Origin of the sequence: Bradyrhizobium sp. cf659, assembly GCF_900113725.1 — a bacterium.
Classification (GTDB): Bacteria; Pseudomonadota; Alphaproteobacteria; order Rhizobiales; family Xanthobacteraceae; genus Bradyrhizobium.
Map to the genome: position 1 here is coordinate 705,441 of NZ_FOQJ01000002.1, position 15,107 is coordinate 720,547.

The 15,107-nt window shown below is 65.8% G+C and carries 1 protein-coding gene (only partly in view); it reads left to right on the plus strand.

Features of this window, described 5'->3' with window-relative positions:
* A protein-coding gene (locus BM118_RS42560) for a tandem-95 repeat protein (RefSeq protein WP_283806360.1) crosses the window boundary here: on the plus strand, window positions 1-14,909 show its end. It extends 17,398 nt beyond the left edge of the window; only the last 14,909 of its 32,307 coding nucleotides appear in the window; its start codon lies beyond the left edge, outside the window; the stop codon is at window positions 14,907-14,909.
* The last annotated feature ends 198 nt before the right edge of the window (window positions 14,910-15,107 follow it).

Below are 15,107 nucleotides of genomic sequence, written 5' to 3' on the forward strand. Positions count from 1 at the left end.
GCGGCGACGATCTCGACAATACGCTCGCCGGCGGCGCCGGCGATGATCTGCTGATCGGCAATGGCGGGACTGACGACCTCGACGGCGGCACCGGGAACGATCGCCTCGAAGGCGGTGCCGGCGACGACACCTACCGGTTCGCCGCCCATGGCGGCCACGACCGCATTGCCGATGCGGCCGGCAACGACACACTGCTGCTGGCGGCCGATATCGTCCCTGACGACATCACGGTCTCGCAGAGCGAGGACGGGGCCGACTTCACGCTGATCGTCAAATCGACCGGCGCGCGCCTCACCATCGAAGGCGCGCTTGGCGCAGGCGGCATCGAATCGATCCGCTTTGCCGACGGCACGGTGTGGGGAACGTCAGATCTGATCGCGCGCGCGCAGAGCTTTGCCGACGACGTGCTGACCGGCGATGCCGGCAACAACGTCATGGTGGGCGGTCTCGGCAACGATCATTTGTCCGGCGGTGCCGGCAACGACACCTATCGCTTCGCCCGTGGCGACGGCAGCGACGTCATCAACGATAAGGCGTCATCTGCGGCCGATCGGCTCGAGATCAGCGGCTACTCCGCCGCGGAGATCAGCTTCCACCGCATCGCCGCCGACAGCGACGATGTCGCGATCCGCTTTGCCGGGACGACCGACCAGATCGTCATCGTCGATGCGCTCGGTGCCAACTCCGCCGGGGTCGAGGCGATCGCGCTCGCCGACGGTACGCAGTACACCGTCGGCGATATGAAGCTGGCGATCCTCGCCAGCCTCACCACCGACGGCAACGACATCATCATCGGCACCGACGGCGCCGACACGCTGATGGGCGGCAAGGGCAACGACCTCATCGACGGCGGTTACGGCAACGACACCTATCTCTATCGCCGCGGCGATGGCGACGACCGGATCAACGCTGTCGGCAAGGGCACTGACGTCCTGAGCCTGACCGACTACAACGTCGCCGACGTCGTCTCCGCCGTCCGCGCCGGCCCCGACAGCAACGATCTCGTGCTCTCTTTCTCGGGCGCGGGCGATCGTGTGGTGCTGATCGACGCCCTCGGTCCTTCCAATAATCCGGCGTTCGGCCTGTCGGTCCGTTTCGCCGACGGCACGGTCTGGAACCGCGACGCGATGCGGGCCCGCGCGCTGTCGGATATCGACGGCAGCGGCAATGACAATGTCTACGGCTTCGACGGCAACGACACCTTCGCCGCGCGAGCGGGCAACGATTTGCTCTCGGGCGCTGCCGGCGACGACCTCTATCTGTTCGGGCGCGGAGCCGGCAATGACACGGTCGTCGATTCCGGAACGGGCGGCACCGACCGGATCCAGATTGCGGACTTCACCTCGACGGAAGCCCACGTCGAGCAGCTCTATCGCGGCTCGGATGCCGTCGTCATCCGCTTCACCGGCAACAGCGCCGACAGCCTGACTGTGTTCGATGCGCTCTCGACCGATGCCAAGGGCATCGAGAGCTACGTCTTTGCCGACGGGGTGACCTGGACCAAGGAGACCCTGCGGCAGCTGCTGGGCAACCGTGCCCCGACGGCCCTGGGTGACGGCTTCTTCTCGGTTACTACCGGTGTCGAGCTCGTCATCAAGGCGGCCGATCTGCTCCGCAATGATTTCGACGCGGATGGCGATGCGCTGACGATCGTCGGCGTCGACGCGGGCGATTCCGGCGTTGCCACGATCGATGGGCAGGGCAACATCCACTACACCGCGACCAACGGATATTACGGCTCCGCCTCGATCAGCTACACGATTTCCGACGGCCATAACGGCTTTGCCACGGCCTCGATCGATCTCAAGGTGCGCCCGGTCGCAACTGCCTATCCGGATACGGGCTTCACCGTCGCCGAGGATGGCTCGCTGGTGATCCGCGTCGAGCGGCTTTTGGCCAACGACCTCGACGGCGACCGTATGATCGTCGGCCAGGTCTATCAAGCCGTCAACGGGACGGTGGCGCTGGCCAGCGACGGCAACATCACCTTCACGCCGAACGCGGATTTCAACGGCACCGCCGAGTTCAGCTATGTGGCGAACACGCCCGAAGGCGGCCGGGCCGAGGCCAAGGTGACGATCCAGGTCACCGCGGTCAACGATGCGCCGGTGGCGCATGACGATACGGTCGATGCGACGCCCGAAAGCACAGGCTTCACGCTGGATCCGAGCACGCTGAGCGCCAACGACTCCGACATCGATCACGACGGGCTCACGGTGCAGTCGGTGATCTCCAACGCGGACGTCACCGTGACGATCGGCGACGATGGCCTGATCCATGTGACCCCGCGCGCTTATTTCTGGGGCAACGCTCACTTCGACTACGTCGTCGCAGACCCCAGCGGGGCGACCTCGACGGGCCGGGTCAACTTCACCGTGACTCCCGTCAACGATCCGCCGGAGCTGCACGACGATCGGTTCGAGACGACCGATAACGGCGATCCGATCCGCGAGGACAACCCGATCGTGATCGGTGCCGATCGGCTGCTCGCCAACGATATCGAGCACGACGGCGAGACGATGACGCTCACCGCCGTCCGCAACAGCCATGGCGGCAACGCCGTGCTGCTAGAGAACAACACCGTCCTGTTCACGCCGACGCCAAATTTCAACGGCGATGCCTGGTTCGAATATCAGGTTGACGACGGTCATGGCGGAACCGCCTGGGCCCGCGCGACGCTGGCCTATCAGCCGGTCAACGACCTGCCGGATGCCCGCAACGACAGCTACACCGACCAGAGCCTGCCGATCCTGCGCGGCACGGAAGACCACGCGATCGAGATCCCGATCATCGAGCTGCTCAAGAACGATAGCGATATCGAAGGTTTCGCGGTGCAGTTCGAGAGCGCCGGCAACGCGGTGCATGGCGATATAGAGGTCACCGACCACGGCACGATCATCTTCACGCCCGATGCCGACTTCTGGGGCGAGGCGACGTTCAGTTACCTCATCTCCGACAATGAAGGCGCGGTCGACGGTGCCACCGTCACGATGTGGTTCGAGAATGTCGGTGACGCGCCGCCGGTCGCGCATCGCGACGTCATCTATGTGAACGAGGATATCCCGACCGTCATCCCGATTGCGACGCTGCTCGCCAACGACACGGATGTGGACCGCGATCCGCTCCGCTTCCTGGGCTGGCGGCTGTCGACGACGTCGGATGCGCTGGTGTTCGGGGGCGATGCCGGCCAGAAGCTGAACGGCACGATCGAATTCGACGCCGACGGCAATCTGGTGTTCACGCCGAACCGGGACGCGAGCCAGAGCTCCGGCTTCGTCTACGGGGTTACCGACGACGCCGACGGCTCGGCGGAAGGCTATGTCGACATCGTCATCGTCCCAACCAACGACGATCCGACCGTTGGCCAGGACGAAGGCTTCGTCACACCGCGCGACGCGCCGCTGGTGCTGCGCGTCACGGATCTGCTGAAGAACGACTACGACATCGAGCAGGCCGATCACGACGGCGACGGCGTGATCGACGACGACCTCGACAACCCGAACCGCGCCCGCCCGACCTTTGTCGGCGTCGACGGCGTCTACGATGCGGATGCGCTCGCGCTCGGCCAGCGCGTGCCGCGCGGCACTGCCGAGGTGGTCGACTGGAACGGCGAGAAGTTCATCGTCGTGCACTTCCCGACCGGCTTTACCGGCCAAGTTGCGGTCGAGTACCGCATCGCCGACGCCGATGGCGCGACCGACACTGGCTTTGCGATGGCGTCGGTGGCGGACAGCTATAACGGCCTGTTGCGCGGGACGGCGAAGGCCGACTATCTCGTCGGCACCGAGGGAGCGGATCTGATCCAGGCGCTCGGCGGCAACGATTTCGTGCTGGCCGGCGGCGGCAACGACCGGATCGAGGCCGGCAGCGGCGACGATCAGATCGATGCAGGCAGCGGCGACGATTGGATCGACGGTGGTGACGGCGCGGATCGCATCGCGGGCGGCGACGGTTACGACACGGTCAGCTTCGAGAACTCCGACTTCCTCGTGCGCGCCGACCTCGAGTCACGCGTCGGACAGGGCGGCTACGCGCAAGGCGACACCTATATCGGTATCGAGGCGCTGGTCGGCTCGCAATTTGCCGATCAGCTCGGCGGCGATGCCGGCGACAACCGGCTTGAAGGCCTTGGCGGCAACGACCTTCTGGAGGGGCGCGGCGGCAACGACATCCTGCTCGGTGGTGGGGGCGACGACGTTCTGACCGGCGGAGAAGGGGCCGACGTGCTCGACGGCGGCCTCGGCAACAACACGGCCGATTACAGCTTCGGGGCGACCGGTGTGTCGATCTCGCTGGCGGCCGGAACGGCCCATGGCGGCGATGCCGAAGGCGACGTTCTGACCAACATCCAGAACCTGACCGGTACCGATGTCGACGACACGCTGGAAGGCGATGCGCTCGCCAACATCCTGTCGGGCGGTCGCGGCAACGACATTCTGATCGGTAATGCCGGCGACGACACCCTGATCGGCGGCCGCGGCGCGGACCAGCTGATCGGCGGCGACGGTATCGATACGGCCGACTACACGCTGTCGACAGAAGGGGTCACCGTCGACATGGCCAACGGTGCCGCCGGCGGCGGCGATGCGCTCGGCGATACCTTCTCCGGGATCGAGATAGTCCAGGGCTCGTATCAGGACGATACGATCAGAGGTGACGCCGGCGACAACCGCATTCGCGGCGGCCGTGGGGCCGATATCATCGACGGGCGCGGCGGCTTCGACATCGCCGACTACAGCAAGGCCGACGAGGGCATCGCGGTCAATCTGGCGACCGGCCTCGGCACCGTTGGCGAAGCGGCCGGCGACCAGCTCACTTCGATCGAGATGCTCGTCGGGTCACTTTGGAATGACCAGTTCACCGGCAGCGCCGGCGACGACTGGTTCCAGGGTCTTCGTGGCAACGACGCGATCGCCGGCGGTGCCGGCTCGGATACCTACGTGTTCGGCTTCGACGACGGCCAGGACGTCATTACCGAGCAGGGTGCGGATACCGATACCGACCGCCTGGTGCTGTCGTCGCCGATCGCGCCGAAGGACGTCTCTGTCATCCGCGAGGGCAACGACCTCCTGCTCGAATTCGAGCGGCAGGACGGCTTCCTGATCGACACCGTGCGCGTCACCGACCACTTCTTCGGCGCCCAGAGCGGCATCGAGGAGATCGTCTTCAGCAACGGCACGGTCTGGAATCGCGACCGGATCGATCAACTGCAGCAGCTCGGCCGCTTCAATGCCGCCGACGATATCGTCCATCTTGGCGTCGAGGACGAACCGGTCGTGATCGATCCGGCGACCCTGTTCGCCAACGACGCCGACAGTGCGGTCAACCTGACGCTCGCCAGCGTCGGCAATGCGGTGAACGGCACCGTGCGTGTGCGCGAGGACGGCAAGATCGAGTTCCTGGGCGCGCCGAACTACAACGGTGATGCCTTCTTCAACTACACCGTGCGCGACCAGTTCGGCCGCGAGTCCACGGCCCGGGTCGAGGTCGATCTCGCGCCGGTCAACGACGCGCCGACGGCGGTGGATGATCCGCTGGTCTATGGCGTCGAGGACCAGATCCTGCGGATCCGGATCGACACGCTGCTCGCCAACGATTTCGACGTCGATGGCGACGCCGATCTGGAAGGGTTGCACATCGTTTCGATCGCACCGCTGACCAACACGTCCGGACAGGCGATCGACAGCTACAAGGATCCCGACTACCGGTTCGAGGGCAGCAACGTGACCGCCCGGCTGGATGGCGACTACATCCAGTTCAAGCTGCGTCCGGACTATTTCGGCGCGGCAGGGTTCGTCTACACGCTGGCCGACGCCAGCGGCGCGACCTCGACCGCCAAGGTCGAAATCTCGATCTCGCCCGTCAACGACGCACCGCGCGACCGCGACACCTATCGCTGGATCCGTCTTGGCCAGGATACCACCGTCACGGTCGCCGACCTGATGGCCAACACCTACGACATCGAGGGCGACAGCTTCACCTTCGTCGGCTTGCATGGCGGTCTCGACAACAACCCCGCCAACAATGGCAGCCTGGTGTTCGACGAGGCGACCGGCACCATCACCTTCACGCCGGCCTCCCTTGGCCCGGCGAGCATCGAATATGACGTGATCGACGCGCGCGGCGCGGCGGCGACCTTGACCTATGACTTCAAGGTCAAGCCGCTCAACGACCCGCCAAAGGCCTACAACGACTATGGCTACCGGACGCTCGAGGATCAGATCCTCGTGATCGACCCGGCGACGATCCTGGCGAACGACACCGACGAGAACGGCGACACACTGGTGCTCGACAGCATCGCCCGGTTCGCCGATGGCGGTAAGGTACGCCTGCGCGACGACGGTATCATCGAGTTCCGGCCGACGCCGGATTACAACGGCGCTGCCGGCTTCCAGTACACGATCAGCGACGGCCATGGCGGCACCTCGTCCGCCTATGTCGCGATCACGGTCCTGCCGCGCAACGAAGCTCCGATCTTGCGCAACGACAATGTCAGCGGCCTGGAAGACGGTCCGCTGTTCGTGATCCCCGCCGAGGCGTTCGGCAACGACATCGACGCGGACGGCGACGTGCTGTTCTTCAAGCGCTCGAGCGTGCTTGGCGTGGTCGACCACCGCTATCTGTCGGCCGGTTACGAGGTCAGCGCGGCCCTGGCCGACGGCTCGGCCCTGCCGTCCTGGCTGCAGTTCGATCCCGCCACCATGCGATTTGCGGGATCGCCGCCGGCCGGAATGGACCCGCTCTCCGTCGACGTTTGGGTGAGCGATCCCTCGAACGGACGGATCTTCAACACGCGGTTCGAACTGACGGCAGGCGAGATCTCGGGCGGCTTCGATGCCAGGACCGATGTCCTCAAGGGCTACGAGATCCGCTCGGCCTTCGCGGTCGACTATGAATTCGATGCGTCCGATCTCGATGCAGACACGACCGTCACGGCAAAGCTCGCCGATGGCTCCGTGTTGCCGTCCTGGCTCAGCTTCAACGCCCAGACGCTGCAGTTCACGGGAACGCCGCCCGAGGGGACGACGGATCCGATCAATGTCCAGCTGACCTTCACGCATCCCGCCGAAGGCGGCGGCAATCCGCGGACCTTCACCGACAGCATGACGCTGGATCCGGCCGCGCTGCCGGCCGGCGTCACCTATGACAGCCAGATCGCGCTGCTCGACACCAAGAGCGGGACGGTGTCGGCCTCGATCGTCGGCGGCCGCCCGTTGCCGGATTGGCTGTCCTTCGATGCAGCGACGCGCACGGTCAGCCTGAGCGGCTTCGCGCCGGATGCGGATGCGCAGCTGGCGCGCCTGCAGGTCGTGTTCACGCCGGCGCCGCGCGTGCTTCCCGACGGGACCTATGCGTCGAGCAATCGGGGCTTCACGCTGGAATTCGTCGTCGATCCGCACGGCGACCTCGCGAGCCAGATGACGGCCATCAACCAGGCGCTGGAAGGCGACGCCTATTTCGCGGGCCAAGGCCTGTTCGCGCTCGACCTGAAGGGCGCCGGTGCGATCACCGCGACCCGCGAGAGCGGCGCGCCGCTGCCGGACTGGCTGAGCTTCGACCCGGCCACTTTCACCTTCTCCGGCATGCCGCCGGCCAACTGGGTCGGCGCCGTGCCGGTCCGGCTCGATATCGCCGCGGGCAACGGCCATCCGGCGATGTCGATCATCACCGAAGCCGTGGTCGACGACACCTTCAAGATTGCGCCGTTCCCGGCCTCCACGGTGCTCTCGCCCGAGCAGATCAACCTCTCGGTTCCGACCGACTTCAACGGCACGGTCGTGCTGACCTACGATGCGACCGACGAGAAGGGCGGCGTGTCCACCAATCCGGCGCTGATCTTCTACGACGTGAAGCCGACGCGCGAGCGGCCGGACGCTGCGATCGACAATCTGACGGGACGCGAGGGCCAGTCCACGCGCTTCGCGGTGACCGACCTGCTGCGCAACGACTTCGATCGCGACCGCGATGCCTTGCGCATTCTGTCGCTGGGGCAGCCGGCGAGCGGCTCGCTCGTCATCGAGCTCGCCCATGCCAATATCGCGCCGCCGGCCGGACTCGGCCAGCTCGACGGCGCGGTCTGGAGCGCGACGCTCGCGGACGGCTCGGCGCTGCCTGGCTGGCTCACCATCGACAGCGCGACCGGCACGCTCTCGGGCGACGTGCCGCTGGCTTTCGCTTCAAACCTCGACATCCGCTTCACGCGCACGCTCGGCGGCGACAGCCAGAGCGCAACCCTGACGCAGCGCTTCGACGGCAACGTCGGGGCCTTCGCCGTCTACACGCCGGCGGATGCCTTCTCCGGCGATGACGGCTTCAGCTATGTCGTGACCGACGATCGCGAGGGTCCTTCGACCGGCTCGGCCGTCGTGCATGTCGCCGCCGTCAACGATCCGCCGACCACGGTCGAGGATACGGTCGCGGCGATCGAGGACACGCCGCTCCTGATCGACCCGGCGACGTTGCTGGCCAACGACTATGACGTCGACAATAACCCGATCCGCTTCGTCGACGTCGCCAATGCCACGCACGGCACCGTCAGCTTCGACGGCACCTATATCGTGTTCACGCCCGACCACAATTTCGAGGGCGTCGCGTCGTTCGAGTACATCGTGACCGACGACACCAACGGCTCGAGCACCGGCAAGGTCAAGGTCAACGTCGCCTCGACCAATCACGCGCCGATCGCCGCGACCGATGTGTTTGCAACCGACGAGGACACCCCGTTCGAGTTCACGACGGCCGATCTGCTCGGCAACGACGGCGATGCCGACGGCGACACGATCACGTTCCAGTCGCTGTCGCGCAGCGCCGGCAACGGCCGCATCATCGAGCTGCCGGACGGACGCTGGCAGTTCGTGCCGAACGAGAACATCAGCGGCGCGGTCAATTTCAGCTACACGATCTCCGACGGACGCAAGACCTCGACCGGGACCGTGACGTTCAACGTCGCCGCCGTGAACGATGCGCCGATCGCCAATCCGGACGGAGCCGGGACGGCCAACGATCCCTCGGGCGTGTTCAGGACGATCCAGGACCAGGCGATCACGATCGACTTCGCCGCGCTGATTGCCAACGACCGCGACGTCGAAGGCGACAGCTTCGAGGTCGTCGAGGTGTTCGACGGCGACCAGGGTACGGTGGTTCGCGTCGGCTCGACCGCGGTCTTCACGCCGAACGCCGGCTATATCGGCGATGCCGGCTTCCACTATCGCGTCACCGACAGCCATGGCGCCTCCAGCGTCGGCTTTGCGACGCTGCTGGTTGCGCCCAACGTGCCGCTGCCGATTCCGGTGTCGGATGCGGGCTTCGAGGTGCTCGAAGATGGCTTCATCGACATCGATCCCGCCGCGCTGATGGCGAACGACTTTGCGCCTGATGGATCGACCCTGACCTTCGTCGGGCTCGAGGGCGCCGAGTTGCTCGCGAACGGCAAGTATCGCGTCACACCGGCCGCCAACTTCAATGGCGAGCTGGTGCTGCGCTATTCCGTCAAGAACGAGCAGGATTTCGCGGTCTCAACGACCGTTACGATCAACGTGCTGCCGGTCGCCGATGCCCCGGTCGCGCGCCCCGACACGCTCGAAATGCGTGAGGATTCGCCGCTGACGCTGTTTGCGAGCCAGCTGCTGGCCAATGACAGCGATGCCGACCGGCAGGCGTTCGTGCTCACCCGGATCGTCGCGACCTCGGGCGTGACGGTCACCGATCTCGGCTTCGGCCAGCTCCAGATCACGCCGAATGCCGATTTCAACGGACCGGCGTGGTTCGACTACGAGATCGAGGATTCGACCGGCCTGACCGCGACGACGCGGGTCAATATCAACGTGGCGGCGGTCAACGACGCGCCGGTCATCTCTGCGGTTCCCGTGCTCAAGGGCATCGAGGATCAGCGCTTCAGCGTGACCCTGCCGGCCGGCTTCGTCACCGACGTCGACGGTGACGCGCTGCTGGTCGAAATCCGGGGCAAGGACGGCACGGCGCTGCCGGGCTGGCTGCAATACGACCCGCAGACGCGGGTGCTGAGCGGAGATCCGCCCGCCAACTTCAACGGCACGATCCAGCTCGAGATCGCGGCGTTCGACGGCACCGCACAGACGGTGCGGGAGCTGCTGGTTTCGATCGCCCCGGTCAACGATGCGCCGGCGAACGTCGGCGCGATCGGTGATGTTGACGTGACCGAGGATCAGCCGTTCTCGATCGCGCTGCCGACCGACGCGTTCGCCGATGTCGATGGCGACGCCCTGACCTTTGCCGTGACGCTTGCCGATGGCTCGCCGCTGCCCTCATGGATTTCGGTGTCCAACGGCCGCCTCGTCGGCACGCCCTCGGCCGACTTCAACGGCAGTCTGGCGCTTGCGATCACGGCAAGCGACGGTGCGCTGTCGACCTCCGCCAGCCTCCAGCTCAACGTGTTGCCGGTCAACGATGCGCCGGTCCTGGTCCGTCTGCTGGACGACCAGGCGGGCCGCGAGGGGGAGGCGCTCGATATCGCGCTCGACAGGTCGGCATTCACCGATGTCGATGGCGACACGCTGACGTTCACCGCACGTTTGAGCGATGGAAACCCGCTGCCGGCGTGGCTCAGCTTCGACGGCACGCACTTCACCGGCACGCCGCCGCAGAACGTGACCGGGGACTTCGACATCGAGGTCACGGCCAGCGACGGCGCGCTGGCCGCCAGCGACGTGTTCCGGCTGACCATCGTCTCGGTTAACGAGGCGCCGGTGCTGTCGGTGCCGCTGGCCGATGTGTCCTTGTCCGAGGATGCGCCGCTCTCGATCGTGATCCCGGCCGGCAGCTTCATCGATCCCAATGGCGATCCGCTGACCTATTCGGCGACGTTGGCCGACGGCAGTGCGCTGCCGTCATGGCTCGGCTTCGACGGCACGAATTTCACCGGCACGCCGCCGGCGAACTTCAGTGGCAGTTTCGATGTCCTGGTCACGGCCAGCGACGGCGCGCGCGCGGCGAGCGACGTCTTCCGCGTGACTATCACGCCGGTGAACGATGCGCCGGTGCTGGCGCAGCCGCTGGCCGACGTGTCGTCGCCGGAGGACTCTCCGGTCTCGATCACGATCCCGGCTGGCAGCTTTGCGGATGTCGACGGCGATACGCTGACCTATGCCGCGACGCTGGCCGACGGCAGCGCGCTGCCGTCCTGGCTCAGCTTCGACGGCACGAATTTCACCGGTACTCCGCCGTCGAACTACAACGGCACGATCGACATCAAGGTCGTCGCCAGCGAGGGCACGCTCACTGCGAGCGATGTCTTCCGCCTGACCATCGCGCCGGTGAACGATGCGCCGGTGCTGGCGCAGCCGCTGGCCGATATCGTCTCGCCGAAGAACGTCCGCGTCACGATCCCGGTCCCGGCCGGCAGCTTCACCGATCTCGACGGCGACACGCTGACCCTGACGGCAACACTGGCCGACGGCAGCGCGCTGCCGTCGTGGCTGGCCTTCGACGGCGCGACCTTCAATGGCACACCGCCCACCAACTACACCGGCGCGATCGACATCAAGGTCACGGCGAGCGACGGTTCGCTCTCGGCGAGCGATGTGTTCCGCCTGACGATTCCGTCGGTGAACAACGCTCCTGTGGTCTCGATCCCGCTGCCCGACGTCTCCTCGCCGGAAGACACCGCATTGTCGGTCGCGATCCCGGCCGGCAGCTTCACCGACGTCAACGGCAACCGGCTGACCTACACGGCGATCCTCTCCAGCGGGGCCGCGCTGCCGTCCTGGCTCTCCTTCGACGGCACTACCTTTACCGGCACGCCGCCGGCCAACTTCAACGGCACGGTCAGCATCAAGGTCACGGCCAGTGACGGCGCGTTGTCGGCCAGCGACATCTTCGTGCTGACGATCACACCGGTGAACGACGCGCCCGTGCTGTCGGTGCCGCTATCCGACGTCAGCTCGGCTGAAGATGCCGCGGTTTCGTACACGATCCCGGCCGGGCGCTTCACCGACGTCGACGGCAACACGTTGACCTATTCGGCGACGTTGGCGGACGGCAGCGCGCTGCCGTCCTGGCTGACGCTGACCGGCAACAAGTTCGCCGGCACCCCGCCGCCCAACTTCAACGGTGCCATCGACATTCTGGTCACCGCGAGCGACGGCTCGCTCTCGGCCAGCGACGTCTTCACCCTGACGATCACGCCGAAGAACGATGCGCCGGTGCTGTCCGTGCTGCTGCCTGACGTAACGTCGCCGGAAGATACGCCGCTGGCGATTGCGATCCCGGCCGGCAGCTTCACCGATGTCGATGGCGATTCGCTGACCTACACAGCGATTCTCTCCACCGGCGCTGCGCTGCCGACCTGGCTCTCCTTCGACGGCACCACCTTCACCGGCACGCCGCCGGCGAACTATAACGGCACGCTCAACATCAAGGTCACGGCGCGCGACGGTGCCCTGTCGGTCAGCGACACCTTCGCGCTGACCATCACGCCGGTGAACGACGCGCCGGTGGTCTTGGTGCCGCTGTCCGACGTCAACTCGCCGGAGGACACCGCGGTCTCCTTCACGATCCCGGCCGGCCGCTTTACCGATGTCGACGGCAATACGTTGACCTATTCGGCGACGCTGGCGGATGGCAGCGCGCTGCCGTCCTGGCTGACGCTGACCGGCAACAGGTTCGCCGGGACCCCGCCACTCAATTTCAACGGTGCCATCGACGTCCTGGTCACCGCGAGCGACGGCTCGCTCTCGGTCAGCGACGTTTTCACCCTGACGATCGCGCCGAAGAACGACGCGCCGGTGCTGTCCGTGCCGCTGCCCGACGTGTCGTCTCCGGAAGATTCGCCGCTGGCGATTGCGATCCCGGCCGGCAGCTTCACCGATATCGACGGCGATACGCTGACCTACACAGCAACGCTTTCCACCGGCGCTGCGCTGCCGACCTGGCTCTCCTTCGATGGCACCGCCTTCACCGGCACGCCGCCGGCGAATTACAACGGCACGCTCAGCATCAAGGTCACCGCCCGCGACGGCACGCTGACGGCGAGCGACATCTTTACGCTGACCATCACGCCGGTGAACGACGCGCCGGTGGTCTCGGTGCCGCTTTCCGACGTCAGCTCGGCCGAGGACGCCGCGGTGTCGTTCACGATCCCGTCCGGCCGCTTCACCGATGTCGACGGCAATACGCTCACCTATAGCGCCACGCTGGCGGATGGCAGCCCACTGCCGTCCTGGCTGACGCTGACGGGCAACAGGTTCGCCGGAACCCCGCCGCTCAATTTCAACGGCGCGATCGACATCCTGGTCACCGCCAGCGACGGCTCGCTCACGGCCAACGACGTGTTCACCCTGACGATCACGCCTGTCAACGACAAGCCGGTCGCGGCCAATGACGGTCCGTTCTCCGTCACCCATGGCGACACGCTCGCAATCGCGCGCGCAAGCTTGCTCGCCAACGACGTCGATATCGACGACGACAACTTGACCATCGTCTCTGTCGGCACGGCGCCCAAGGGCACCGTTGTCATCGACGGGCAAGGCGTCACTTATACACCCGATTTCGGCTACGAAGGGTCAGACAGCTTCACCTATACGATCAGCGATGGCGTGGCGACGGCGACCGCCACCGTCAGTCTCACCATCTCGAACGCCTTTGAGGGCTGGGTTGTGGGGACCTCCAGCGCCGACACGCTGATCGGTGACACGGCTGCTCCGAACAGTATCTACGGCGGCGGCGGAAACGACGTCATCACCGGCGGCGGTGCTGCGGACCGTCTTGCCGGCGGCGCCGGAACCGACGCGCTGAATGGCAATGACGGCGATGACTCATTCTGGGGCATGGCCGGCAATGACGCGATCAATGGCGGCAACGGCACCGATACGGCCTATTACAACGGTGTGATGTCGACCTATTCGATCGTCACGTCGGCGGGGTCGGTTCAGGTCACCGACAACTCCTCGGCGAATGGAAGCGACGGCATCGACACGCTCACGAGCATCGAAAGGCTCATTTTCCGCAATGGCGAGACGGTCACGCTGGCAGCGCCGATCATCCTCGATCTCGATGGCCTGGGGGTGGAAACCAGAACCGCCAGCCAATCCTCGGCGACGTTCGACATCGATGGCGACGGAACGGCTGACGACACCAGTTGGATCGGGACCACGGAAGCCTTCCTGTTCCTCGATCGCGACCGCAACGGAACCGTGAGCGGCATTTCGGAGCTGAGCTTCGTCGACGACGTGGCGGGCGCCCGCTCCGATCTCGAAGGGCTGCGCGCCTTCGACAGCAACCGCGACGGAATGCTGTCGGCTGACGACATTCGCTTCTCGGACTTCAATCTCTGGCAGGACCGCAATGGTGACGGCCTTACCCAGGACGGAGAGATACTGTCGCTGTCGGCCGCGGGTGTGCGCTCGATCAATCTGGCGGCATCCGCGACGGAAGCGTCTTGGGAGTTCGGCAGCACCGTGATCGTGAATCGCGGAAGCTACACCCGCACCGATGCACGCACGATGGAATATGTCGATGCCGCGCTGACGCGGGCGACGGTGCCGCAACCGCTCGCCATCGACGTGGCAAACGTCTCGAGCGCCGCAACTTCAGCCCAAAGTTTGGCCTCGGCGCTCGAAATCCTGTCCGCGAATCCTGTGCCCTCGATCGGCGAACAGTTCAGGCTCGCGATGGATGCGATGGCGGGGCCGGCGTTCAGGGACAAGTTGGAAGCAACGAGTTCTGCGGCCGAAGCCGCTGTTCCGTCGTATCTTGGCGTCAATGCGGACAGTCGGATCGCGCGTGAGGCGAGCGGTGAGGGGGCGAAGGACCGGTCGCCGGCGCTCCTCGCGCTGATGCGGCAGGATATGTCCGCGTTCGGTGCCAATGCCGGTGCTGCCGATCTGGCTTGGCGCAAGGAAGCGGCAGCGCATCCGATGGATTTCTTCGCTTGACGACGCCGTCGACCGTCGAGCCAAACGGCAACCGCAGAGTAATCCGTCTGCCACGGACGATGAAGTTTGCGAGTTCGGTCGAGTTCTTCGCGCGCAATAATGAGCGTGCCCAAGCGCGGTGTGCTGTCCAATCGCGACATCAACTCCGGAAAGAGTGGAGTGCCGTCCTCGCCCGCGAGGTGCGCCAGGAGGGGCTGG